Source organism: Cellulosimicrobium sp. GQ32 (genome assembly GCF_059758455.1).
This window is the reverse complement of sequence record NZ_JCAXEP010000011.1, coordinates 21,411-45,940: the sequence shown is the minus strand read 5'-3', so window position 1 is coordinate 45,940 and position 24,530 is coordinate 21,411. Positions and strand designations below refer to the sequence as shown.

General features: G+C 73.6%; 19 protein-coding genes. 3 read left to right on the top strand and 16 right to left on the bottom strand.

Features of this window, described 5'->3' with window-relative positions; genetic code table 11:
* Positions 1-38 precede the first annotated feature (38 nt).
* From AC6CH9_RS16665 to AC6CH9_RS16615, 11 genes are all read right to left on the bottom strand, one after another.
* The gene (locus AC6CH9_RS16665; RefSeq protein WP_498155896.1) at positions 39-578 is read right to left on the bottom strand and encodes an ASCH domain-containing protein; all 540 of its coding nucleotides are present in this window, start codon (positions 576-578) and stop codon (positions 39-41) included.
* A 288-nt stretch (positions 579-866) separates the two neighbouring features.
* Positions 867-1,892 carry a ketol-acid reductoisomerase gene (ilvC, locus tag AC6CH9_RS16660; RefSeq protein WP_047232531.1) on the bottom strand — a complete coding sequence of 342 codons (1,026 nt, stop codon included), beginning with the start codon at positions 1,890-1,892 and terminating at the stop codon, positions 867-869.
* Between the two features lie 119 nt (positions 1,893-2,011).
* Positions 2,012-2,536, bottom strand: coding sequence for an acetolactate synthase small subunit (ilvN, locus tag AC6CH9_RS16655; RefSeq protein WP_047232530.1), 525 nt, complete (start codon positions 2,534-2,536; stop codon positions 2,012-2,014).
* A 98-nt stretch (positions 2,537-2,634) separates the two neighbouring features.
* Complete coding sequence (locus tag AC6CH9_RS16650) at positions 2,635-4,548, bottom strand: acetolactate synthase large subunit (RefSeq protein ID WP_498155895.1); 1,914 nt, start codon at positions 4,546-4,548, stop codon at positions 2,635-2,637.
* Between the two features lie 380 nt (positions 4,549-4,928).
* A complete protein-coding gene (locus AC6CH9_RS16645; RefSeq protein ID WP_498155894.1) occupies positions 4,929-6,797 on the bottom strand; it encodes an alpha-glucosidase in 1,869 nt (622 codons plus the stop codon).
* A 19-nt stretch (positions 6,798-6,816) separates the two neighbouring features.
* Positions 6,817-8,277, bottom strand: a complete 1,461-nt coding sequence (locus AC6CH9_RS16640) for a DUF4037 domain-containing protein (RefSeq protein WP_498155893.1) — start codon at positions 8,275-8,277, stop codon at positions 6,817-6,819.
* A gap of 43 nt (positions 8,278-8,320) precedes the next feature.
* Positions 8,321-9,301 (bottom strand): NAD-dependent epimerase/dehydratase family protein, encoded by a 981-nt coding sequence (locus AC6CH9_RS16635; protein ID WP_498155892.1) that lies wholly within the window; start codon positions 9,299-9,301, stop codon positions 8,321-8,323.
* Positions 9,298-11,091: a class I adenylate-forming enzyme family protein gene (locus tag AC6CH9_RS16630; protein ID WP_498155891.1), complete on the bottom strand. Its 1,794-nt coding sequence runs from the start codon at positions 11,089-11,091 to the stop codon at positions 9,298-9,300. The genes AC6CH9_RS16635 and AC6CH9_RS16630 overlap by 4 nt, the downstream gene beginning before the upstream one ends.
* Complete coding sequence (locus tag AC6CH9_RS16625; RefSeq protein WP_498155890.1) at positions 11,088-12,380, bottom strand: cytochrome P450; 1,293 nt, start codon at positions 12,378-12,380, stop codon at positions 11,088-11,090. The genes AC6CH9_RS16630 and AC6CH9_RS16625 overlap by 4 nt, the downstream gene beginning before the upstream one ends.
* Positions 12,377-13,168, bottom strand: a complete 792-nt coding sequence (locus AC6CH9_RS16620; RefSeq protein ID WP_498155889.1) for a glycosyltransferase family 2 protein — start codon at positions 13,166-13,168, stop codon at positions 12,377-12,379. The genes AC6CH9_RS16625 and AC6CH9_RS16620 overlap by 4 nt, the downstream gene beginning before the upstream one ends.
* A complete protein-coding gene (locus tag AC6CH9_RS16615; RefSeq protein ID WP_498155888.1) occupies positions 13,165-14,256 on the bottom strand; it encodes a 3-oxoacyl-ACP synthase III family protein in 1,092 nt (363 codons plus the stop codon). The genes AC6CH9_RS16620 and AC6CH9_RS16615 overlap by 4 nt, the downstream gene beginning before the upstream one ends.
* A gap of 128 nt (positions 14,257-14,384) precedes the next feature.
* On the opposite strand from AC6CH9_RS16615, the gene AC6CH9_RS16610 reads away from it, so the two are divergent.
* A complete protein-coding gene (locus tag AC6CH9_RS16610) occupies positions 14,385-15,704 on the top strand; it encodes a cytochrome P450 (RefSeq protein WP_498155887.1) in 1,320 nt (439 codons plus the stop codon).
* Positions 15,705-15,743: 39 nt separating this feature from the next.
* On the opposite strand, the gene AC6CH9_RS16605 is transcribed toward AC6CH9_RS16610, so the two are convergent.
* The 3 genes from AC6CH9_RS16605 to ilvD (AC6CH9_RS16595) form a co-directional block, all read right to left on the bottom strand.
* On the bottom strand, positions 15,744-16,565 hold the full coding sequence (locus AC6CH9_RS16605; protein WP_498155886.1) for a hypothetical protein: 822 nt from the start codon (positions 16,563-16,565) through the stop codon (positions 15,744-15,746).
* 81 nt (positions 16,566-16,646) lie between these two features.
* A complete protein-coding gene (locus AC6CH9_RS16600) occupies positions 16,647-17,321 on the bottom strand; it encodes a 4a-hydroxytetrahydrobiopterin dehydratase (RefSeq protein WP_498155885.1) in 675 nt (224 codons plus the stop codon).
* A gap of 80 nt (positions 17,322-17,401) precedes the next feature.
* Positions 17,402-19,108, bottom strand: a complete 1,707-nt coding sequence (gene ilvD / locus AC6CH9_RS16595; RefSeq protein WP_498155884.1) for a dihydroxy-acid dehydratase — start codon at positions 19,106-19,108, stop codon at positions 17,402-17,404.
* A 118-nt stretch (positions 19,109-19,226) separates the two neighbouring features.
* On the opposite strand from ilvD (AC6CH9_RS16595), the gene AC6CH9_RS16590 reads away from it, so the two are divergent.
* Entirely contained in the window at positions 19,227-19,985 is a 759-nt protein-coding gene (locus tag AC6CH9_RS16590) for a hypothetical protein (RefSeq protein ID WP_498155883.1), read from the top strand.
* 21 nt (positions 19,986-20,006) lie between these two features.
* Here AC6CH9_RS16590 and ilvD (AC6CH9_RS16585) read toward each other — a convergent pair whose 3' ends face one another.
* Positions 20,007-21,869, bottom strand: a complete 1,863-nt coding sequence (ilvD, locus tag AC6CH9_RS16585; protein ID WP_498155882.1) for a dihydroxy-acid dehydratase — start codon at positions 21,867-21,869, stop codon at positions 20,007-20,009.
* A gap of 320 nt (positions 21,870-22,189) precedes the next feature.
* Here ilvD (AC6CH9_RS16585) and AC6CH9_RS16580 point away from each other — a divergent pair, with 320 nt between their 5' ends.
* Positions 22,190-22,795: a DoxX family protein gene (locus AC6CH9_RS16580; protein ID WP_498155881.1), complete on the top strand. Its 606-nt coding sequence runs from the start codon at positions 22,190-22,192 to the stop codon at positions 22,793-22,795.
* Positions 22,796-22,884: 89 nt separating this feature from the next.
* On the opposite strand, the gene AC6CH9_RS16575 is transcribed toward AC6CH9_RS16580, so the two are convergent.
* Positions 22,885-24,516 carry a peptide MFS transporter gene (locus tag AC6CH9_RS16575; protein WP_498155880.1) on the bottom strand — a complete coding sequence of 544 codons (1,632 nt, stop codon included), beginning with the start codon at positions 24,514-24,516 and terminating at the stop codon, positions 22,885-22,887.
* Positions 24,517-24,530: the final 14 nt, after the last annotated feature.

Below are 24,530 nucleotides of genomic sequence, written 5' to 3'. Positions count from 1 at the left end.
GCCGACCGTGGCACGGCCGGCCACCGCTCATCCCCCGCTCAGCGCGGGTAACGCAGCTCGAACCGCTCGCACACGAGCGGCATGTCGGGAGCGAACTCGCGCTCCAGCACGCGCTTGAAGTACGTCTCGTGACCGTCGCGCCACGCCTCGAGCGAGCCGTCGTCCTCCCCCTCCGCCAGGGCGAAGTCCGCGTCGACGTCCTCGAACGCGACGATCTCGACCGAGGTCGTGCGGACGAGCGCCCGCGGGTGGCCCGCGCCGTCGAGCAGGATCGACAGCTCCCCGACGCGCGGGACGGGCTCCCCCGAGTCCTCGTACTCCCACAGGGCCGAGGACGTCGCCGTCTTCTCGCCGCTGAGGACCGCCGCGAGGAGGCCGTCCGCGAGCTCGGGGTTGTCGCCGAACGACCACGCGGGCGGCGGCACGGTCTCGGAGACCGTGGTGCCGGTGACCACACCCACGCGCGCCATCCCGGCGCTCGGCCGCGCCAGCTCCCAGAACGCGAGGATCTCCGCCGCCCTCTCGTCCACCACCACGTCGTCCGTCACCGGTTCCCCCTCGTCCGCCTGTCGGGTCATGCCCCTATCGTGGCGCACCCGGGGTCGATCTGCCCGGTCTCCCGCCATTCGTCCCACCCGTGTCGCGCCGGTGCAATCCCCTACCTCCGCGGACGCCGCGACCAGCTCCGGGCCTGGCGGCCTGCCGGCCCGCGCCCGGGTGAGCCGACGGCAAGGGGGCGGGTGACCCCTGTCGCGCGATCGTGGCGGGCCTGGCGGGAGCGGTGCGAGGAACGAGCACCGCGGATGGTAGATCGCGCGACAGGGGTCACCCACCCCCAGAGGTGAGCCGAGCTCCGAGGTCGAGGATCAGCGCGCGGCGCTGCCCTCGGTGTAGTCGGCGTCCTGCTGCTTCCACGCGAACAGCGAGCGCAGCTCCTTGCCGACCTTCTCGATCGGGTGCTGCGCGGCCTTCTCGCGGAGCTCCGTGAACTCCGGCGCGCCGGCGTCCTGGTCGTCGATGAAGCGCTTGGCGAACGCGCCCGACTGGATGTCCGCGAGGACGCCCTGCATGTTCTCCTTGACGTGCGGGTCGATGACGCGCGGGCCGGAGACGTAGTCGCCGTACTCGGCGGTGTCGGAGACGGACCAGCGCTGCTTGGCGATGCCGCCCTCCCACATGAGGTCGACGATGAGCTTCAGCTCGTGCAGCACCTCGAAGTAGGCGATCTCCGGCTGGTAGCCGGCCTCGGTGAGGGTCTCGAAGCCGTACTGGACGAGCTGCGACACGCCACCGCACAGGACGGCCTGCTCGCCGAACAGGTCGGTCTCGGTCTCCTCCGTGAAGGTCGTCTTGATGACGCCGGCGCGCGTGCCGCCGATCGCCTTCGCGTACGACAGCGCGACGTCCCACGCCTGGCCCGACGCGTCCTTCTCGACGGCGATGATGTCGGGGATGCCGCGACCCGCGACGAACTCGCGGCGCACGGTGTGGCCCGGGGCCTTGGGCGCGATGAGGATGACGTCGACGCCGTCGGGAGCCTCGATGTAGCCGAAGCGGATGTTGAAGCCGTGCGCGAAGGCGAGCGTCTTGCCGGCGGCGAGGTTCGGCTTGATCTCGTCGTTGTAGATGGAGCGCTGGTGCTGGTCCGGCGCGAGGATCATGATCAGGTCCGCCCACGCCGCGGCGTCGGCGACGGACTTCACCTCGAAGCCCTCGTCCTGGGCCTTGGCGGTCGACTTCGAGCCCTCGCGGAGGGCGACGACGACCTCGACGCCGGAGTCGCGCAGGTTCTGGGCGTGCGCGTGGCCCTGGCTCCCGTAGCCGACGATCGCGACCTTCTTGGCCTGGATGATGGACAGGTCGGCGTCGTCGTCGTAGAACAGCTCAGCCACGATGGATCTCCTCGGTTCTTCGTTTGCGGTGCAGGGGTCTGTTGCGACGTCTCGCGGTGGAACGACGATCGGGTGCGCACCGACGCCCGTGCGGGTCTTGGTGCGAGGGTAGGCGATCGTCAGGCGGAGCGGACCACGCGTTCCAGCGCGCGGTCGGTGATCGAGCGGGAGCCGCGCCCGACGGCGACGGTCCCCGACTTCACGATCTCGCGCACGCCATAGGGCTCGAGCGCCCCGAGCAGGGCGTTCAGCTTCTCGCCCGTGCCCGTCGCCTCGATGGTCACGGCGTCGGGCACGACGTCGACGACCTTCGCGCGGAACAGGTTCACGACCTCGAGCACGCCGGTGCGGTTCGCGCCGTCGGCGCGCACCTTGACGAGCAGGAGCTCGCGCTGCACGGACGCGGCCGCGTCGAGCTCGACGATCTTGATGACGTTGACCAGCTTGTTGAGCTGCTTCGTCACCTGCTCGAGCGGGCGCTCCTCGACGTCGACGACCACGGTGATGCGCGAGATCTCCTCGTGCTCGGTCGGGCCGACCGCGAGCGAGTGGATGTTGAAGGCGCGACGGGCGAACAGGCCCGCGACGCGCGTCAGCACGCCGGGCTTGTTCTCGACGAGCACGGAGAGGGTGTGGCGGGACATCGGTCAGTCCTCCAGTGACATGGGTCGGATCGAGACTGCATTCCGCTGCAGCCGAGTGCCTTGCTTCGCTGCGGCCCTCAACCTCCGCTGCATTCCGCTCAATCCTCCCGATCCCAGGCGGGCGAGATGCCGCGCGCGTACTGGATGTCGTCGTTGCTCACGCCGGCGGCGACCATGGGCCACACCATCGCGTCGCGCGAGACGTTGAAGTCGATGACCACGGGGCGGTCGTCGATCTCCATCGCGCGCTTGATCGCGGCGTCGACCTCGCCCATCGACTCGACGCGGATTCCCTCGCACCCGTAGGCGTCGGCGAGCTTGACGAAGTCGGGGACGCGCGCCGTGCCGTGCCCGGTGTGCAGGTCGGTATTGGAGTAGCGCTTGTCGTAGAACAGGGTCTGCCACTGGCGCACCATGCCGAGCGAGGAGTTGTTGATCAGCGCGACCTTGATCGGGATCTCGTTGATCGTGCAGGTGGCGAGCTCCTGGTTGGTCATCTGGAAGCAGCCGTCGCCGTCGATCGCCCACACCGTGGCGTCCGGGCGGCCGACCTTCGCGCCCATCGCCGCGGGGATCGAGAAGCCCATGGTGCCGAGGCCGCCGGAGTTGATCCAGGTGCGCGGGTGCTCGTACCGGATGAACTGCGCGGCCCACATCTGGTGCTGGCCGACGCCCGCGACGTAGATCGACTCGGGGCCGGAGATCTCGCCCAGGCGCGAGATGACGTGCTGCGGGGCGAGGTGGCCGTCGTCGGGCTCGGTGTACCCGAGGGGGTAGGTCTCACGCCAGTCGTCGATCTGGCGCCACCAGGCCTCGACGTCCGGCTTCCCCTTGGCCTCGTGCTCGCGCTCGAGCTCGGGGAGCAGGTCGGCGATGACCTCCTTGAGGTCGCCGACGATCGGGACGTCCACGTCGCGGTTCTTGCCGATCTCCGCCGGGTCGATGTCCGCGTGCACGACCTGCGCGTGCGGCGCGAAGCTCGAGAGCTTGCCCGTCACGCGGTCGTCGAAGCGCGCGCCGAGGGACACGACGAGGTCGGCCTTCTGGAGCGCCGCCACAGCCGGGACGGTGCCGTGCATACCGGGCATCCCGAGGTTCTGGGGGTGCGTGTCGGGCACGGCGCCGCGCGCCATGAGCGTCGTGACGACCGGCGCGCCCGACAGGTCGACGAGGCGCCGCAGCTCGGCCGACGCGTTCGCGCGGACCACGCCGCCGCCCACGTAGAGCACGGGCCGACGGGCCGACGCGAGCAGGCGCGCGGCCTCCTTGATCTGCTTGCTGTGCGGCTTCGTCACCGGGTGATAGCCCGGGAGCTGCACGTCCTGGGGCCACGAGAACGTCGTGCGCGACTGCATGGCCGACTTCGCGATGTCCACGAGCACCGGACCGGGGCGGCCCGTCGAGGCGATGTGGAACGCCTCCGCGATGGTGCGCGGGATCTCGTCGGGGTCGGTGACGAGGAAGTTGTGCTTGGTGATCGGCAGCGTGATGCCGACGATGTCCGCCTCCTGGAAGGCGTCCGTGCCGATCGCGCCCGCGGCGACCTGGCCGGTGATCGCGACGAGCGGGATCGAGTCCATGTTCGCGTCGGCGATGGGGGTGACGAGGTTCGTCGCGCCGGGGCCCGACGTCGCCATGGTCACGCCGACCCTGCCGGTCGCGTGCGCGTAGCCCTGCGCGGCATGGCCGCCACCCTGCTCGTGGCGCACGAGGATATGGCGCAGTCGCTGCGAGTCCATGAGCGGGTCGTACGTCGGGAGGATCGCACCACCCGGGATGCCGAAGACGACGTCGGCGCCGACCTCCTCGAGCGAGCGGACGATCGACTGCGCGCCGGTCATCTCCTCACCCGTCGAGGTGCCCTGCGTGCTGCCGGCCGGGCGAGCCGTGGCAGCGCGCCGGACGTCGCCGCGCGGGGCGACCGACGCGGGTGTCGGGGCGGGCTTCGGCGCCTGCGCCGCGGGCGTCGGGGCCCCCGGTCGCGGAGGTGCCGGGGTGGGACCCTGGGCCATGGTGTCTCCTGCGTGTCGTGGCCTCGGCCCGGCGGGCGCCCCGTGGGGGGCGCTCCGCCGGATACCGGAGCCGACCGTGGTGGTGCGGTCGTGCTGGTCGCGGTGTGCGGTGCCGGTGCTCGCGGGTCTCGCGGGTGCGGCGCTCGCGGTGGCCGGGGTGGGCCGTCCGCGGTCCTGTGTGGTGTTGTCGTGCCGGTGTGGTGGCAACAAAAAACCCCTCGGACCCGGGATGCCGGGCTGAACGAGGGGTGAGCGCGCTGACGAAGCCTGGTGGCGTGGCCTCAGCCGGCGCGCTCAGGAAGTACTACAAGGAGGATCGTCTGCACGTCATGGGACTGTACGCCCATGTTTCGGGGATGTCACGTGTCGAGGCGCCCGTCTCACGAGATGGGACGTGAGGTGCTCTTCCGCCCCCGCCGGAGCACCCGTCCCTCCCACGGGAAGAGGTGCCCGACGGCGCTCGGCCGGCCCTCGTCGTCGGCCGCCCCCGGATGCGTGGCCACCAGGGTCGACGAGTCCTCCCAACCGGAGAGCACGCCGTCGGGGACGTCCTGCGGCTGTCCGCTCACGTTCACGAGGACGAGGAGCTCGTCCCGCCGGGTACCGCGCTCGGTGTCCGGGGTGTCGAGGGCCCGCGTGAACGCGTACAGCGCCTCGTGGTCCGGCAGGAGCATGCGGAAGTCGCCGAGCGCGACGACGGGCTCCTCGCGACGCAGGGCGACGAGCCGCCGGTAGAAGTGCAGGACCGAGTCCTCGTCGGCCCACGCAGCCTCCGCGTTGATCGTGGTGTGGTTGGGGTTGACCTCGAGCCACGGAGTCCCCGTCGTGAACCCGGCGCTCGCGGTCGCGTCCCACTGCACGGGGGTGCGGGCGTGGTCGCGGCTCGCGTGCGCGAGCACGGCGAGCATCTCACCGTCGGTGCGCAGCCGTGGGCCACCCGTGCGCCCGGTGAGCTCGCGGAAGTACCCGAGCGACTCGACGTCCTGGTACTGCTCGACCCGCGTGAACGGTGCGTTCGTCATACCGAGCTCCTCGCCCTGGTAGACGTACGGCGTGCCGCGGTGCAGGTGCAGCAGGAGCGCGAGCGCCTTGGCCGACGCGACGCGGTGCGCGGGCGAGTCGTCGCCGAAGCGCGAGACGACGCGCGGCTGGTCGTGGTTGTCCCAGTACAGGGCGTTCCAGCCCCTGTCGGCGAGACCCGCCTGCCACCGGCCGAGCGTCGCCTTGAGGTCGGCGAGGTTCCACCGGACCGGGTCGTAGCGCGTCGCCCCGTGGTCGATGCCCATGTGCTCGAACTGGAACACCATGTCGACCTCGCGGCGGTCGGGGTCGGTGTACCGGACGCCGTGCTCGACCGTCACCCCCGGCGTCTCCCCCACCGTGAGGATCTCGCGGCCCTGCCCGAGGTAGGGCGCGAAGACCTCGCGGTGCATCTCGGCGAGGAACTCGTGCACGCGCGGCCCGTCCGTGTAGTGCGGGCTCCCGTCCCCGTACGTGCCCCAGTGCACCTCGCCGTCGGGCAGCGAGCCGTCGGGCGCGACGTCCTTGGAGATGAGGTTGATGACGTCCATGCGGAAGCCGTCGACGCCGCGGTCGAGCCACCGCCGCATCATCGCGTAGACCGCCTCGCGGACGTCGGGGTTCTCCCAGTTGAGGTCCGGCTGCTTGGTGTCGAACAGGTGCAGGTAGTACTCGCCCGAGGCCTCGTCGAACCGCCACGCGCTGCCCCCGAAGAACGAGCGCCAGTTCGTCGGCTCGGCGCCCGGGGCGCCGGGCTCCATGCCCTCGCGCGCGGGGCGCCACCAGTACCAGTCGCGCCGCGGGCTCTGCGCGGACGAGCGCGACTCGACGAACCACGGGTGCTCGTCGCTCGTGTGGTTGACGACGAGGTCCATGACGAGCTTCATCCCGCGCGCGTGCAGGCCCTCGATCAGGGCGTCGAGGTCCGCGAGCGACCCGAACAGCGGGTCGACGTCCTCGTAGTCGCTGATGTCGTAGCCGTTGTCCGCCTGCGGCGACCGGTACACCGGGGACAGCCACACGACGTCGACGCCCAGCCGCTCCAGGTGGTCGAGGCGTCGCGTGATCCCCGGGAGGTCCCCGATGCCGTCGCCGTCGGTGTCCTGGAACGAGCGCGGGTACACCTGGTAGACGACCGAGCGCGTCCACCAGGGGGCGTCACCGGGCGTCTCGGCGCCGGGCCACCCGCCGCGGGGCAGGGGGTCCGGGGTGGGTGCGGACGAGGTCATCGCACGGCTTCCTCTCAGGTCAGGGGGTCCTGGTCCCAGCCTGCCCGACGCCGCGCGCCGCGGCGACGCGACGGGCGGGGTCCGTGAGGACGTCGACGTCGTCGACCCACTGCTCGACGGTCCCGACGCCCGGTGGCAGCGCCCGCACCACCGGGTCCTGGATCGCGGACGTCACCACGTCGGCCACCGGCCCGAGCCCCCGGAAGGGCCGGTCGAAGAACGGGACGACGACGTCGGTCACGGTCGGGAGGCCCACCTCGCCCTGGAGGTCGTGCAGGGTCTCCAGCCCTCGGCACAGCGCCGCCTCGCGCGCCCGCCAGTCGTCGGCCGCGAGCGCCTCCGCGAGGTCGGGCCCGGCGGCGCCGGCACGCGGGAGCGCGGCGAACGTCGTCCCGAACCACTTCGCGTACGGCGTCCAGCGCCGCTCGAGCAGGAAGCCGAGGTGCATCGCTGCGCGCACGAGCCGGGCGGCGACGACGCGCGACCCGAGGTCGTCGCCGCGCTCCGCCGTCCGGCCGACGAACGGCAGCTCCTGCCCGATCCGCGCCCAGTCGACGGCGACCGCGTACCGCCACAGGTCGTCGGGATACCAGGCGAGGCGCTCGCGCGCCGCGGTGACCTGACCGCCGGTGTCCACGAACACCGGCCCGGCCGTCACCTCGAGGACCGCCTGACCGGTGAGCGTGAGCCAGTCGTCGACGGCGAGCGGTCGCGTCGCGTCGACGCCGAGGCGGGACGTGACGAAGCCCGACGGCGACGCGACCTCGACCTGGTGCGGACCGTGCGGGCTCCACGTGGTCGGGAACCGGGTCGGGTGCCCGGCGAACGTGTCGGGCAGCGCCGCGCCGAGCAGCGCGTCGACCTCGTCGACCATCGGCTCGTCGACCAGCAACGTCAGGCGCAGACCCCAGTCGTGGTCGCGCGACGTCGCGTCGTCGAGCCCGAGGACGTCGGACCCGCTCCCGAGGCGTCCCGCCGCGTGCGGCAGCCCGGGCCAGCGGCCGAGCAGGATCGGCCCGACGACCTCGTCGTAGTAGCGCCGCGCGAGGTCGGTCCCGGACGCCGCCTCGGGGTGAGGTCGCAGATGATCGTCGCCGGGGTCGTGACCGAAGGTCCGCACCACCTCGATCCGTCCGACGATGTTGGCGTTGAGCTCGTCGAGGCGCTCGGCCGGGATCCAGTACTCGAGGATCGTCTCGCCGCCTGCCTGCTGCACGTCGAACTCGTCGAGGAACCTCCGGCGCACCTCGAAGCGCGTCACGTATCCCGCACCGGACGCCGGGACGTTCCAGTCCCGGGCGATCCGGACCGCGTAGTCCTCGTTGAGGACCGGGTAGAAGATCGGCTGCTCCGGGAGCCGCGGAGGCCAGGCGCGCCACCCGGACTGCCGCACCATGTCGAGCTCGGTGGGACCGGTCGGGCGCCAGAGGGTGACGGTCTCTCCCGACGCGGCGGGTCTCGGACGGGGCGGCGCGTTCACGGGTCCATCCTGGTCGCTGCGCCCTCGCGCGCGCAGCACCATTTCACCAGGCCGTGGCGCCCATGAACGACGTCGGGGCCGGGTCGACGCCCAGCACCTCGCGCAGGACCGTGAGGTCGTAGGTGCGCTCCATCGCGAGGTGGCTCAGCGCGTACCTGGTGAGGCGCGGCGGCTCGGGGCGTCGCAGCCGCCGGGCGGCCGTCTCGACCGCACCCGCGAGCGCCCACGCGGGGCGCACCGGGACGGCGAGGACTCGGACGTCGGTGCCGCGGCGGCGCAGCGCGTCGACGAGCGCGTCACGCAGCACGACCGGCTCGGCGTCGGCGACGTTCGCGACGAGCAGCCCCGGGATGGGCCCTTCCCCGCCGCCGGGTGCCCGGACCGTCTTGTCGGGCAGCACGACGGCGGCGCGCACCGCGGTGAGCAGCGTGTCGACGTGCGTCAGCGACTGGAGCACGCGGCCGCCTCCGGGCAGGACGAGGCGTCCGAGCCGCACGGCGGCCTCGACCCGCGGAAGCAGCGTGGTGTCGCCCGGGCCGTAGACGGCGTGCGGGCGCAGGATCACGACCGCACCCCGTCCGGGACGGCGTGCGACGTCGCGAGCCAGCGCGCGCTCGGCCTCCGCCTTGGTCGTCCCGTACGCGTCGAGGTATCGGTCGACCGGCGCCTCGTGCTCACGAGCACGCACGCTCGGGCGGAACGGGTCGTACACGCTGCCGGACGACACGTGCACGAACCGCGCGCCCGGGTACGTGTCGCGCACCGCGAGCGTCCCGCCGACGTTGGTCGCGCGCGCGACGTCGAGCGCGCACCAGTCGGACACGGCGGCACCCGCGTGCACGACGGCGTCCACCGCGGGCGGGTCGACGAGCGGGCCGGCGGTGAGGTCCCATGCGAGGTGCCGGGCGCCCGGGACCCCCGGGTCGCGGCGGGACGACGTCCAGACCTCGTGGCCGTCGGCGACGAGACCGCGCGCGACCGCTCCCCCGACGAACCCCGACGCCCCGGTGACGACGATCCTCACGCGCGGACGCCGTGAGCGTCCCGACCGGCGGCTCTCGACGCGGCGGGCACGAACGGCGCGGCGGCGCGGGAGAGCGCCGCACGGTCGGGCTTGCGCGAGCGACCCGCGAGCGGGACGCGGTCGGCGTGCAGCACGACGTCGGGCAGCGCGTCGTGGTCGAGCACGCGCGGCAGCGCGCCACGCACCCGGTCGACGAGCGGGTGGTGCGGGTCGAGGCGGACCGCCGACCCGCCGCCGGACCGTGGACCTCGCCCGGCGGCCCCGTCCGGCCGCGGGTCGCCCGTCGCCGGGTCGCCTGCCACCGCGGTGACGACCAGCGCGACCCGCTCGTCGCCGTCCACCTGCGGCACCCCGACGAGCAGCGCCTCACCGACGCCGTCGAGCGCCGCGACGCGCGGCTCGTACAGGCCGGGGTAGATGTTCGTCGTGCCGCGGATGATCATGTCTCGCGTGCGGCCGACCAGCACGAGCCGTCCGGCGTCGTCGACGCGCGCGAGGTCGCCGGTGCGGTGCTCCGCGGCCCGTGTGCCCAGGCCACGTGCGGGAGCGTCGAGGTCGTGCAGGTAGCCCGCCATGAGCGACGGCCCGGACAGCACGAGCTCACCGACGACGTCCGGGCCGCCGTCGGCCGGGCGATCCGCCGGGTCGTCCGGCCCGTCGCTCTCCACCGGGTCGAGCCGCGCGACCGTGCCCGGCAGGGGTACGCCGACGAGGTCGCCGTCACCCGCGTGCGCGAGCTTCTCCCGGGCCTCGACCACCGCGACCGGCAGGATCTCCGTCATCCCGTACACCGCGACCCAGCGCGTCCCGGGCAGCACGCGCGTCGCGCGTTCCAGCAACGCCCGGGTCACGGGGGCCCCGCCCACGAGCGCGACCCGCGGCCCGCGCGCGGGCACCGTCCCGTCCTCGACCGCGTCGAGCAGCGCCGTGACGTCCGCCGGCACGAGGTAGGTGCCGGCGGCACCGTCGAGCTGGCGCGCGAACGTCGTGATGTCGCGGCCCGGCGGGTCGGCGGGCACGGACCACGTCGCGCCCGCGAGCAGCGCGGGGACGCCGAGCAGCATCTGGTCGGTGTGCACGACGTCGCCCGGTGCGAGCGCGAACACGTCACGCAGCAGGTCGCACCCGGCGAGCAGCGACCCCGCCGTGTGCACGACGGCCTTGGGCTGCGCCGTCGTGCCGGACGTGAAGACGGTCAGGGCCTCACGGTCCGGGTCGAGCACCGGCAGCGCGGCGCGGTCGACCGGGCCCTCCGCGAGACGGCGCGCCGCACGCGAGCCGCGCGGCACCCCGGGGAGCCACGGCCCCGCGTGCACGTGCCGCAGGGGCAGGCTCGCGTAGTCCGGCAGGAGCAGGCCGCGCGAGCGGGCCAGACGGCGCAACGGCCCCTGCGACACCGCGTACAGCAGCGACTCGGTGGTCGCGAGCGACGGCCGGGCCGCGCCCACGCGTGCGGTGAACAGCTCGGGGGTCGAGCCGGGGTCGACGAACACGATCGTGCCGCCCGCGCGGACGACCCCGAACGCGAGCACGACGCCCGCCGGCCGAGGGCGCACCGAGAACAGCGCCCGGTCGCCGGGCGCGAGACCGTCGGCCGCGAGCGCCGTCGCGGTCGCCTCGACGCGGCGCGCGAGGTCGGTATACGTGACCTCCTCGCGCACGCGCGCGCCCCGACGTCCGGGCCGCGTCCAGCGCCGGAGCGCGACAGCATCGGCGGACGCGTGCCCGGGGGTGCCCCGCTCGAGGATCGGGCCCAGCAGGTGGCGGGCCGCGTCGTCGGGCGCAGTCACGCCGCCTCCCCTGCCGACGACGCGGCCGATCCGGCGACCGGGCCCGACGCGCGCACTTCGCCGCCGACCGCCCGCACGACGAGCGACCGGTACGCGGGGATGAGCACCCCGCGCGCGACGGCGCGGTCGGCGACCTCGACGCTCCGCCCGGCGGCGGCGACGGGACGCAGCGCGTCCAGCACCGCGTCGACCTGGGCCATGGCGAGCGGCATGCCGAGGCAGAAGTGCGGTCCGGCGCCGAACCAGAGGTGCCGCACGGCCGGGTCGACGGGGGTGTCCGGGTCGAAGGGGCCCGCGTCCTTGCAGCACGAGATCGTCGCGATCACCACCCGGTCTCCCGCGCGGACGCGGACGTCGCCGACGGTCGCGTCGGCGCGCACCGAGCGCAGCATCGCGGGGGTGGGGGCCGTGACGCGCAGCGCCTCCTCGACGACGCGGCCGCGCAGCGCGGCGGACCCCGGTCCGGCGCCGGGGTCGGCCGCGAGGAGCCGGTCGAGCCAGCCGGTGTCCGCGGTGAGCGCGACGAGGCGTGGCACGAACGACTGGATGGTCTCGGTGCCGGTGAGGACGAACGCGCCGACCGCCCCCATCGCCTCGTCCTCCGAGAGGCCGAGCTCGCGCATGCGCCCCGGCACCGTCGCGGGGTCGCCCCCGCGGTAGGCGTCGCGGGCCGGGGCCGAGAGCCGGGCGAGGAGGGCGCGCGCGTGCCGCACCTGCGCGGGTGTGAGGCTGCGCCGGTGCAGCCGCACCAGGCCGACCACGGACTGCGCGGCCGTCATCGCGTCGCGCACGGCGGCGTCGGTGGGCGGCAGCCCGGTCATGGCGCAGATGACGGTGCCCGCCATGGCCGCGGTCTCCGCGACGAGATCCACGTGCTCGCCCGCGAGGAGGCGCGGGGCGAGGCCCGCGAGGACGTCGGGGACGCTCACCGCGACGAGCTCGCGCACCGCGCGCGGCGTGAACAACCCGGACAGGGCCCGGCGCAGACGCGCATGGTCCGCGCCCTCCATGTTGAGCAGCACCGACGGCCCGAGCACGGGCGTCCACAGGTCCGACGGCGACCCCGGACCCACCTTGGTGAAGCGCCCGACGTCGAGCAGCACGGCCCGCGCGGTCGCGGCGTCGGACACGACCACCCCGATGCCGGGGACGCGCACGACCGGACCTCGGTGGCGCAGCGCCCGGATCGCGGGGTAGACGAGCGGGTGGGCCCCGCGCTGGACGCGCTCCTCCCAGCGCATCGCCGCGGCGAGCCCCGTGGGCGCGGGGGCGAGCGTCGTCCCGGTCACCGGATGTCCACCACCTCGGGCCGGTAGCGGTGGTCGGCGTACCAGCCGAGCGTGCGCACGAGGCCCCACTCGTGTGCACGGCGTGCCGACGCGAGCACGACGATCTCGCGGTGCGCACCGTACCGCCGCGTGAGGCGGCGCACCGCGTTGACGAGCGCTCGGTCCTCGTGGACGTCCTCGATCGCGGTGCGCGGGAACCCGCCCGCGGCCTCGTAGAGCTCGGCCGTGATCGCCATGTTGCAGCCCGGCGCCATGACGTAGGGGCCGAGGTAGGACGGGTCCTGGTTGCCGGGGCGGAAGCGCCCGAACGTGCTCGCGACGTTCACCGCCGCCGACAGCACCCCCTGCTGGACGCGCGAGACGGGCCGGTCGTCCGTCCGCGCCACGAGCCGGCCGGCGACGAGGTCGTGGCCGCTCGCGAACGCGGCCCGCACCCGCCGGGTCCAGTCCGGCAGCGGCAGGCAGTCGGCGTCCGTGCGCGCGAGGTGCGTCGCCCCCTGCTCGATCGCCGCCCGCATCCCCGTGTCGGCCGCCGCCCCCGTGCCCTTCTGCGGCTCGTCGACGACGCGCCACCGCGTCATGCCCCACGCCGCGGCCGTCTCCCGGACGAGGTCTCCCGTCCCGTCCGACGAGCCGTTGTCGACGACGACGAGGTCGAAGTCGGTGTCCTGCTGGTCGCGCAGCGCCTCGAGCGTCGCGACGATCCCGTGCGCCTCGTCGCGCGCGGGCACGACGACCGCGAGCCGCTGCGGGCTCGCGACGTGCCGCGTGAACCGGCGCGCGGTCACAGCCGCACCACCGTCGCGCCGATGCTGATGCCGCCCGCGAGCCCGACCAGCACGACGACGTCTCCCGGCCCGACCCGGCCGGTCTCCAGCGCCGTGGCGAGCTGCAACGGGAGCGTCGCGGAGGCGACGTTGCCGTGATCGGCGACGGTGACGAGCGTGCGGCCCGTCGGCAGGCCGAGCGCGGCGTGCACGTCGTCGAGGTACGCGACGGCGACCTGGTGGACCGCGACGAGCGCGACGTCGTCCCACCCGAGGCCCGCACGGCCCAGCGCGTCGAGGACGACACCCGGCCCGAGGGCGAGGAACGCGTCGCGCAGGCGCGACCCGTCGATCTCGAAGTAGGTGCGCTCGAGGTCGCGCGGGTGCGCGGTGCCGCCGCCCGGGAGCATGCCGACGTCCCAGTGCGTCGACTCCGCGCCGAACGCGCTCGCGAGGATGCCGCGCGGCGCGGGGGCCCCGGTCACGTCGCTGGAGCCGGCCTCCGCCGGGGTGGCGCGGCGCACGAGGACGGCCGCGCCGGCGTCGGACATCGTGTAGCCCGGCGCGGAGAGCAGGTACGTCGCGCGGTCCGGGACGTCCCACCGCACCGCGCGCGACGGCGCCTCGCCCGACGCGATCAGGACGGTCGTGTACCGGCCGGTCCCGATGAGCGCCTCCGCGACCTCGATCGCGTTCAGCACCGAGTTGCACGCGTTCTTGACGTCCATCACCGGCGCTCGGACCCCGAGCTTCGCGGCGACGATGTGGCTCGTCGCCGGCTCGACCATGTCCTGGCTCGCCGAGGCGAAGAGGAGCAGGTCGACGTCGTCGGTCGCCAGCCCCTCGGTCGCGAGCAGCTTCTCCGCCGCCGCGACGGCGAGGTCGGACGCGTCCCAGTCGTCCGGGAGCACGTGCACCTGCCGCACGCCCGTGAGGCGCGAGACCATCGGCACGCGCGGCGCCGCGCCCGGGTTGCGCGCCGCGAGGGCGCGTTCCGCCTCGCGCACGTCGACCGTGCGCTCGGGCAGGTGCACCCCGACCGCGGCGAGCACGGCCGTCGGGGCTGCGAGGGGCGGGCGGGACGCCGTCCCGGCAGGGTTCTCTGGCACGCGCGACACAGTAGCCAAGCAGACCCCCTCCGAGGGCGGTCGTCCACAGGATCCGATGGGGTGAACTGCCCATCCCCAGATCGCGGCGCGTGCCCCCGGGCGGGCTCGGCGTGCGCCACACTGACCCGGTGACCGCGACCACGACCACGCCGTCGGAGACCGACCACCGACGCCGTGCCCTGCCCACGACCCGGCGCGAGCTCCAGGTGCTCGCCGCCGCACGGCCCGCGATGGCCGGCGTCCTCCTCGCGGGCGGCGCGCTCGCCGGAGCGCGCGAGGGTGGTGGCCTGCGCAAGGTCCCAGGGCTCGGCTGGGTCACTGCCGACCCGACGGTCGGGCGCCGCGTCCTCACCGACCACCGGCACTTCACGATCGTCGGCGAGGGCGGGGTCGGACACCTGTGGGCGCAGATCCTCGGCGACTGGGTGCTCGACCTGTTCGACGGCCCGGGTCACCACGACCTGCGCACACGCTCGCGCGAGCTCTTCACCGAGGCGAGCGCGGCGGCGCTCGTCGACGGCGCGTGGTCGGTCGCCCTCGACGAGGCGCGCCGCACCCTCGCGGCGGGCGGTACGGTCGACGTCGGCAGGCTCGCCCGCGTGCTCGTGGGGCGAATGATGATCTCTCTGCTCGGCATCCCGACGCTCGGCGGGAGCGCCGGTCGCGACGGCGCGAGCGTCGTCGTCCCCGGCGATGACGACGCGCTCACGGCCTTCGCGACCGGCGAACGCCTCGCGTCGATCGCGCTCGGCAGCGCGGGCTCGACGTACCTGTCGGCGGAGCAGGTCAGCGCGGCGCGGGCGATCGTCGCGGAGCTGACCCGGGGCGTGCCCGACGGGTGGCGGAACGCCCCCACCGACCGCCTGCTCGGCCGGTGCCGCGAGCTCGGCCTCGGGCTGGAAGAGACCACAGGGCTCGCGAGCCTGCTCATGGTGGCGGGCACCGAGACGTCGGCGTCCGCGATGGCCCGCACCACGGCGCTCCTCATCGACACGGGCGAGCAGCACCGTCTGCTGCGGCTCATGGCCGACGAGCGCGCGCACCCCGTCGAGCGCGCCGCGGGCGAGCCTGACGTCGTCGAGAACACGGTCCGCGAGGGACTGCGCGTGACCAGCCCGGCGTCGGTCATCGGGCGCGGCGTCTCCGCGGACGTCGAGGTCGCGGGGCGCACGCTGCGCGCCGGGGAGCGCGTCATGATCCTCACGTGGGCGGCGAACGTCGCCGCCGGGCCGTTCCGCGCGGACCGCCCCTACGTGCGCGAGACCCGGCAGCTCTGGTTCGGCGCGGGCCGCCACCTCTGCCTCGGGGCCGCGCTCGCACGCGCCGAGATCGCCGCGCTGCTGCACGCGCTGTGGGACGACGGCGTGCCCCTGCGGATCGTGTCCCGCCGGGCCAAGCGGCGCGTGCTCGTGCCGGGGTACGACGAGCTCGTGGTCGCGCGCGCCTGACGCGGCGCGCCAGGGCCGCGACACGCGGTGCGCCGTGCGTCAACCCTGCGGGGTCACGCTCCACGTGCCCGCGGTCTTCACGGCCAGGACGCCGGGCAGCACGAGGTCGAACGTCTCGGTGAACGCCTCGGTGTCGCCGAACACGCGCGACGCCTCGCGCGTGACGCCGAAGTACCGGCCCTGGAACGAGTCCGCAGGGCCGGCAGGCGTCCACGACACCTCAGAGCTCGACGCCGTGCCGTCCAGCCGCAGGACGGTCGACCCCGTGCCCGACTGCGCTCCGGTGACGGGCGGGAGGTCGTTCCAGCTCTCGAACCGCACCGACCAGTCCCCGGGCGTCTCGAGCCAGATCGACTGCTGCGGCGCGGAGTCCTCGAAGACGTCCATGAGGTACGAGCCGGTCGCCTCGCCGAGGGTGCCGGGGTACGGGGTGACACCCGTCGGCGCCGTGAAGGCCCGGGTGTCGGCGCACTCCCCGCAGTCGAGGTGCACGACGACGGCGAAGTCGCCGTCGCGCACGAACGACACCGCCACGCTCCCCCTGCCGCTCGCCGCGGCAGGCGAGCCCGGCGCGACCGTGCCCGCGACGACCGACTGCGCCGGAGGCTCGGTCGGTCGGTCGGCGAGCGGGTCCGCGACCTCGTCGGTCGCGTCCTCGGACGGCTCGTCCGTCACGTCCGTCGCGTCGTCGGTGGCAGACGGGCTCGGCGCGCCGGCCGACGTCGTCGACCCGGGTCCCGGCTCCGTCGCGGTCGAGCAGGCACCGAGCACGACGACGCAGGCGGCGGCGACGAGCAACGGTACGACCGGCGGCGCGATCGGGCGACGACGACGCGGGGACCTCGCGGGACGGGCTGTCATGGGATCAGCGTCGCAGGCCTGGAGCGCACCACCCTCACCCGTCTCGAACCAGTCGAAACCCGGTCGCGCCTCAGCAAGTCGTCAGTCACGCGCCTGCCACGTGCACACGCACGCCTCGTTGCCCTCGGCGTCGGCCAGGACCCAGAAGGCCGGCGCGCGCCGGTCGGAGACGAGGTGGCCGCCCGCCGCGATGGCGGCCGTCACGCGCGCCTCGGCGACGTCGTGCGGCACCGTCACGTCCACGTGGATGCGGTTGCGCTGCTCGCGCGGCGCGTCCATCTGCTGGAACCAGAAGGCGGGAGCGTGGGTCGTCGGGTCACGGAGCTCGGGCGCGGGCAGCTCCGGGGAGCCCTCGTCGAACCCGAGGACCGCACGCCAGAACGGCTGCACCGCCGTGCCGACGAGCGTGTCGATCGCGATCTCGAGGTCCTGCACCGCCGTCGGGTCCGCGACGAGGTCGAGCTCGCGCGCCGCGGCGGAGATCTGCCGCGCGAGGTCGACGTCGCGCGCGCTCACGCCGCCGACGTCGTGCGAGGTCAGCCGGACCGTCACGGTCCCGTAGCGCAGGTCCACGTCGGGGTGGTGGTTCGCCGCCTCGGCGAGCTCGCCGATCGCGTCGACCAGCTCCACCCCCGCGGTGAACGAGCCCGTGCGGAACAGCGTCTGCACCGTCCTGAGGATGACCCGCCAGTCCTCGACGCCGTCGCTGTCGTGGAACTGCCGCGCGGTGATGCGGTCGTCGGCGGTCTCGGTCATGGCGGTCCTCCGGGTGGCGTCGCTGCGGCGAGGTGCGACACCACGCTAGTGCGCGCCTCCCCCGCCCGCGCGCCCCCGGGTCACTCGAGGATCGCGCCGCGCGACGCGGACTGGACGAGCTTGGCGTACTTGGCGAGCACGCCGCGCGTGAACGTCGGCGGCAGCGGGGCCCACCCGTCGCGGCGCGCGGCGAGCGTGTCGGCGTCGACGAGCAGGTCGAGCGTCTTGTTCGCCACGTCGAGCCGGATCGGGTCGCCGTCGCGCACGAACGCGATGGGTCCGCCGTCGACCGCCTCGGGCGCGACGTGCCCGACGCACAGGCCGGTCGTCCCGCCGGAGAAGCGGCCGTCGGTGAGCAGCAGGACGGTCTTGCCGAGCCCGGCGCCCTTGATCGCGCCCGTGATCGCGAGCATCTCGCGCATCCCCGGACCGCCCTTGGGCCCCTCGTACCGGATGACGACGACGTCCCCGTCCGTGATCGTCCCGTCCTCCAGGGCGTCGAGCGCCGCGCGCTCGCGCTCGAAGACGCGCGCCGTCCCCTCGAACACGTCCTCGTCGAACCCGGCGGACTTCACGACGGCTCCCTCGGGCGCGAGCGACCCGTGCAGGATCGTGATGCCGCCCGTGTGGTGGATCGGGTTGTCGAGGGCCCGCAGGATCTTGCCGTCCGGGTCGGGCGGGTCGATGTCGGCGAGGTTCTCCGCGACCGTACGGCCGGTGACGGTGAGCGCGTCGCCGTGCAGCAGCCCGGCGTCGAGCAGGGCCTTCATGACGACGGGAACGCCCCCGATGCGGTCGACGTCGTTCATCACGTAACGCCCGAACGGCTTGAGGTCGCCCAGGTGCGGCACGCGGCTCGCGACCCGGTCGAAGTCGGCGAGCGTGAGGTCAACCTCGGCCTCGTGCGCGATGGCGAGCAGGTGCAGCACCGCGTTGGTGGACCCGCCGAACGCCATGACGACGGCGATCGCGTTCTCGAACGCCTCCTTGGTCATGATGTCGCGCGCCGTGATGCCGAGCCTCAGCAGGTTGACGACGGCCTCGCCGGAGCGGTGCGCGAACGCGTCCCGGCGTCGGTCCGCCGACGGCGGCGCCGCCGAGCCGGGCAGCGACATGCCCATCGCCTCCGCGACCGACGCCATCGTGTTCGCCGTGTACATGCCGCCGCACGCGCCCTCGCCGGGGCAGATCGCACGCTCGATGCGGTCCACGTCCTCGCGGCTCATGAGCCCGCGCGCGCACGCGCCGACGGCCTCGAACGCGTCGATGAGCGTGACGTCCTTCTCCGTGCCGTCGGAGAGCTTGACCCAGCCGGGCATGATCGAGCCCGCGTAGAGGAACACGCTCGCCAGGTTCAGCCGCGCCGCTGCCATGAGCATCCCCGGGAGCGACTTGTCGCACCCGGCGAGCAGCACCGTCCCGTCGAGGCGCTCCGCCTGGACCACCGTCTCGACCGAGTCCGCGATGATGTCGCGGCTCACGAGCGAGAAGTGCATCCCCTCGTGGCCCATCGAGATGCCGTCGGAGACGGAGATCGTCCCGAACTGCAGCGGGTACCCGCCGCCCGCGTGCACGCCCTCCTTGGCGCCCTGCGCGAGCCGGTCGAGCGACAGGTTGCACGGCGTGATCTCGTTCCACGAGCTCGCGATGCCGATCTGCGGTTTGGTGAAGTCCTCGTCGCCCATCCCGACGGCGCGCAGCATCCCGCGCGAGGCCGTCGCCTCCAGGCCGTCCGTGACCTGGCGAGAACGAGGCTTGAGGTCGGGTGCGGCTTCGGTGTCCGTCATGCGTCCAGACTAGGGAGCGACGAGCCGCGCGGCCCGCCGAAGACGGGCTGTGTCGAGCGGAGACGCGGTCGAGCACGACCTTCACGGCGTCCGCGTCCCCGCGACTAGGGTCGCGTCTATGGTAGAGCGCATCGTCGAGGGCCGGGTAGGAGCCGACTACTCGCAGTTCGAGCTGTGGGCAGGTGACGGAGGGCACGTGGCCACGGACATCGCGACCGGGCTGGCGAGCTCGGAGATCTCCGGTCCGGACCGGGCCACCCTGACCACGGCACGGCAGTGGGGCACGATCACGGTGCGCGCGGAGTTCCACGACGAGGAGCCTCCGCTCGATCGCGCGTGGGACGCCGTCGTCGACTTCTCCGCACACCTTCGCGAGGGGGCCGCCGCCGTCGGCTGGGGTGGTGACGGGCTCCTCCCCCTCCCCGCACCGGACGCGACCGACGTCCGCGTCCGGTACGTCGTCGTCGACGGGCAGGACGGCAGCGACCGATGGCACGCGGGTGACGAGCACGTCATCGAGCAGTACCTACTCCAGCTGTGGCCGGCACCGCCATGTCAGTCGCAGGTCGTCGTCTCGTCATGCCCGTGGAGCCAGTACTGGACGTTCGGTCGCGAGGCGGAGGCGGTCGCGCTCGAGGTCGCCTCTCTGCCCGCCCCGGACGGACTGGTCGCTGCGGTCGACCGCGCGCTCGCCGCGCATCCCGACGTCGCCGAGCGGCTCCGCGCCGGGGACACGAGATACCGCTCCGGCGTCATCCGCTTCGCGCACGAAGTCCTTCAGGTGACGCACGGATCGCCCGCGTACGCCGAGGCCCGCCACGACCACACGCTCGTGGAGCGGCTCGTGGACGAGCGGGCTCGGCTCGCAGGACCGTGACGCCGAGCGCGCCGCCGGCGGTCAGCGGCGCTTGATGAGCGACACGTCACGGACGGCGCCGCGGTCGGCGGACGTCGCCATGGCGGCGTAGGCCTGGAGGGCCGGCGAGACGTACCGGTCGCGGTCGACCGGCTGCCACGGGTTCTCGCGCGCCTCCATCTTGGCGCGGCGCTCCGCGATCACCTCGTCCGGGACGTTGAGGCGGATGAGGCGGGTGTCGACGTCGATCTCGATCTCGTCGCCGTCCTCGACGAGGCCGATGACGCCGCCCGCGGCGGCCTCGGGCGAGACGTGGCCGACGGAGATGCCCGACGACCCGCCCGAGAAGCGGCCGTCGGTGATGAGCGCGGTGACCTTGCCGAGGCCGCGGCCCTTGATGAACGACGTCGGGTACAGCATCTCCTGCATGCCCGGGCCGCCCGCGGGGCCCTCGTAGCGCACGACGACGACGTGCCCGGGCTCGACCTGCTTGGTGAGGATCTTCTCGACCGCCTCGTCCTGAGACTCGCAGACGAGGGCCTTGCCGACGAAGTGGAACACGTCGGGGTCGACGCCGGCGGTCTTGAAGACGGCACCGTCCTCGGCGAGGTTGCCGCGCAGCACGGCGAGGCCGCCCTCGACGGTGTACGCGTGCTCGAGGTCGCGGATGCAGCCGTTCGCGGCGTCGGTGTCGAGCGACTCCCAGCGGTTCGACGTCGAGAACGCCTGCGTGGTGCGCACTCCCCCGGGCGCCGCGTGGAACAGCTCGATCGCCCGCTCGGTCGCCTTGCCGCCCCGGACGTCCCAGTCGTCGAGCCAGGCGCGCAGCGTCGGCGTGTGGACGCTCGTGACGTCGTGGTCGAGCAGGCCCGCGCGGTCGAGCTCGCCGAGGAGGGCGGGGATGCCGCCGGCGCGGTGCACGTCCTCCATGTGGAAGTTCGGGTGGTTCGGCGCGACCTTGGACAGGCACGGCACCTGGCGGCTGATGCGCTCGATGTCGGTGAGGTCGAAGTCGACCTCACCCTCCTGCGCCGCGGCGAGGATGTGCAGCACGGTGTTGGTCGAGCCGCCCATGGCGACGTCGAGCGCCATGGCGTTGGAGAACGCGGCCTTGGTCGCGATCGAGCGCGGCGCGACGGAGTCGTCCTCGTCCTCGTAGTAGCGCTTGGCGAGGTCGACGATCGTGCGGCCGGCCTCGAGGAAGAGCTCCTTGCGCGCGGCGTGCGTCGCGAGGGTCGAGCCGTTGCCCGGCAGCGACAGGCCGAGCGCCTCGGTGAGGCAGTTCATCGAGTTCGCGGTGAACATGCCCGAGCACGACCCGCACGTGGGGCACGCGTTCTCCTCGACCTGCGCGAGCGCGGCGTCGGACACGTCGTCGTCCGCCGAGTAGTTGATCGCGTTGACGAGGTTGAGGGGGGTCTTCGCGACGCCGTCGGCGATGACCGCCTTGCCCGCCTCCATGGGGCCGCCGGACACGAAGATCACGGGGATGTTGAGCCGCAGCGCGGCGTTGAGCATGCCGGGCGTGATCTTGTCGCAGTTCGAGATGCACACGAGCGCGTCGGCGCAGTGGGCGTTGACCATGTACTCGACCGAGTCGGCGATGAGGTCGCGGCTCGGCAGCGAGTAGAGCATGCCGCCGTGGCCCATCGCGATGCCGTCGTCGACGGCGATGGTGTTGAACTCCTTGGAGACACCACCGGCCTCGCGGATCGCCGACGCGACGAGGTCGCCCATGTCCTTGAGGTGGACGTGGCCGGGGACGAACTGCGTGTACGAGTTCGCGATCGCGATGATCGGCTTGCCGAAGTCCTCCGAGCCCATGCCGGTCGCGCGCCAGAGGGCGCGGGCGCCGGCCATGTTGCGGCCGTGGGTGGACGTCCGGGAGCGCAGGGGGCGGCTCATGTCGGTTCAGCTCCTTCGACGGGTGGCCGCGGCCGATCCTCCGGCCGCCGGGTCACATTACGCCTGCCGGCGACCGGACGAACCGGGCGTCCGTCTCGTGGTCGTCGGGCTACGTACGTGGACCCCGTACCCACCGAGGGATCTCCACCTAAACGTTACGTAAGGGTTGAACCGCCACGGGTACCCCTGCCACCGTGGACGAGCACGTCACGGCCAGGGACCTGCGCGACGCCTCGACGGAGAGCGACACCGCGCAGGGGCAGCAGGCCAGGTCCTGGCACCGACCCGATCCGCAGATCCCGTTCCCGAGGGGGCACCTCATGTCCACGTCCACCACCCGCACGACCTCACCGCCCGACGCGTCGTCCGGGGCCGCTCCCGGCGCCACCGCCCCGGCGGCGCCCGGCCTCGTCACCCAGGACGACGTCGTCACGCGCTCCTCAGCCCGGCACGCCCTCGCGCTCGCCCGGCTCGGCGGCGCCGTCGTCTTCCTCTGGCCGTTCGCCGACAAGCTCGTCGGCCTCGGCTACGCGACGCCGCGCGACCGCGCGTGGCTCGCGGGCGCCGCCCCGGCGCAGGGCTACCTCGAGCACGGGGTCCAGGGCCCGCTCGCGGGGACGTTCACCGCGATGGCCGGCCCGGTCTCCGACTGGCTCTTCATGCTCGGGCTGCTCGGCGTGGGGCTCGCGCTCCTGCTCGGGATCGGCCTGCGCGTGGCCGCGGTGAGCGGCGCCCTGCTCTTCGGGATGCTCTGGCTCTCGCAGTGGCCGTTCACGGCCGGTTCGAACAACCCGGTCGTCGACCAGCACGTCCTCGTGGTGCTGCTCCTCGTCGTCCTCGCGACGACGCTCGCGGGCGACACCTGGGGGCTCGGACGTCGCTGGGCCGCGCTGCCCCTGGTCCGCCGGGCGCCCTGGCTGCGCTGACAGCAGGACGCCGGGCCCGGAACCGCGCGAGGTCGCAACGGCGCGGCCTCGCGCGCCCCGGTCGCGGTGCGCACGCCCGCACCGCCCCGTCAGGCCCCGGCGGTGTGCGCGCCCTCGAGCTCGTCGGCGTGACGGATGTGCCGCGTGACCCACGGCGCGAGCGCGAACAGCGCGAGCGCGAACACGAGCGTCACGGCGCCGATGCTGCCGAAGTACGCGGTGTCCGACGCCCCCTCGGTGACCTGCACGACCTGCGCCGTGATGGCCTGCCCCGCCGCGGGCGCGAGGAACCACAGCGCCATCGCCTGGGAGCGGAACGCCTTGGGCGCGAGGAGTGTCGTGGCCGCGAGACCGACGGGAGACAGGCACAGCTCACCGAGCGTCTGGATGACGTAGACGAGCACGAGCACCCACGACGGCGCCTTGCCGTCGCCGACGACCGCGGACGCGACGGCGAGGAAGAGGAACGAGACCGACGCGAGCGTGAGGCCGATCGCGAACTTGTTGGCCGTCGTCGGGCGGTCACCGGTCTTGATCCAGATCCACGCGAACACCGGCGCGAGGACGATGATCGACAGCGGGTTCACCGACTGGAAGAACTCGGGGCTGATGCCGACCCCGAAGAACGTGAGGTCGGTCCGGTCCTTGGCGAACGCAGAGAGCGTCGTCGCGGCCTGCTCGAAGATCATCCAGAAGAGCATCGCCGCGACGAACAGCGGGATGTACGCGATGACGCGGGGACGCTCGGCGTCGGTCACGCGCGGCGAGCGGTACATGACGACGAAGTACGCGATCGGCGCGAGGAACGCGAGATAGGACATCGTGTCGATGAACGTCGAGATGTCGAAGCCGCCGGCCACCAGGACCGCGATCAGTCCGACGAGCACGACGCCCGCGGCGATGAGCAGGAAGATGCGCGCGATCTTCGCCCGCTCCTCGGGGCGCACGGGGTTGGGCACGTGCGCGCCCGCCTCGCCGAGGTAGCGGCGGCCGGCGACGAAGAACACGAGCGCGACGGCCATGCCGACCGCCGCGACGGCGAACCCGGCGTGGTAGCCGCCCCAGGCACGCGCCGCCCCGACGAGGAACGGCGCGATGAACGACCCGAGGTTGATGCCCATGTAGAAGATGGAGAAGCCCGAGTCGCGGCGCGGGTCGTCGCGCGCGTAGAGCTCGCCGACCATCGAGGACACGTTGGGCTTGAGCAGGCCGGTCCCGAGCGCGACCATCGCGATGCCGGCCATCGAGAAGCCCGCGCCGGGGACCGTCAGGCTCACGTGCCCGGCCGCGATGATGATCCCGCCGTACAGGACCGAGCGCCGCGAACCGATCACGCGGTCCGCGAGCCAGCCGCCGACGACCGAGAGCAGGTACACGCTCGTGCCGTAGATCGACACGAGCGCGAGCCCGGTCGTCTCCCCGATGCCCAGCCCGCCGTTCGCCACGGTGTCCGTGAGGTAGAACAGCAGGATCGCGCGCATCCCGTAGTAGCTGAACCGCTCCCACAGCTCCGTGGTGAAGAGCGTCAGCAGGCCGCGCGGATGCCCGAAGAACGCGTGGTCCCCGACGATGGCGCCCGCCGCAGGCCCCTCGGTGACCTCTACACCGGCCGCGGTCCCCGGCCCGAGGGGCGGTGTCCCGGCCTCCGGCTCGGTGCGCGCCTCGCGCCCGAGCGCGCGGCGTCGCGCGTCGTCCTGCTCTCGTCGGTCGTCACCACCCATCCTGCGATGCTCCC